1 protein-coding gene is annotated in these 648 nt (G+C 48.9%); it reads left to right on the top strand.

Annotated elements, in window-relative coordinates:
- Nucleotides 1-648: translocation/assembly module TamB domain-containing protein (locus R8N47_RS25875; protein ID WP_318186190.1), on the top strand; the 648-nt coding region annotated here is incomplete at both ends.

The raw sequence follows: 648 nt of genomic DNA, 5'->3' as shown, positions 1-648 counted from the left end.
GATATGCCGACGATGGTCAAAATCAAAGTTGAGCCGGACATGACCATTGATGTCACACCGAAGTTGGCGAAGGTGGAAGGTAATATCAATCTGCCATGGGGGCGTATCGTCATTGAGGAACTGCCACCAAGTGCGGTTGGGGTGTCGAGTGATACCGTGATTTTAAACAAGGACTTACAGCCAGTTGATGAAGTGGCGGCTATGCCATTCAACGTCGAAACGGACATCAACATCAAGATTGGTGACGACTTCCAACTTGCGGCGTTTGGCTTGAAGGGCGGCTTGAAAGGTAGCCTTAACGTGACACAAAAAGACAAAGGACCATTCATCGTTGGTGAGGTAAACATCGTTGACGGTTCTTACCGTTCATTTGGTCAAGATTTGGTGATCGAAGAAGGTAAGATCTTAATGAACGGTCCAGCGGATCAACCGTACGTATCGATCAAAGCGATTCGTAACCCTGACAATACTCAAGACGATGTGATCGCAGGTGTGCGTGTGACTGGCCCTGCTTCCGATCCGAGTGTGGAAATTTTCTCGGAGCCTGCGATGCCACAAGCCAACGCGTTGTCTTACCTGCTTCGTGGTCAAGATATTGATGGTGAGTCGGGTGGTAACGCGATGACGACCACATTAATTGGTCTGAGT

Source organism: Vibrio sp. 2132-1 (assembly GCF_033344315.1).
The sequence above is the reverse complement of the archived record's forward strand: the minus strand, read 5'-3'. Positions and strand labels throughout refer to the sequence as shown.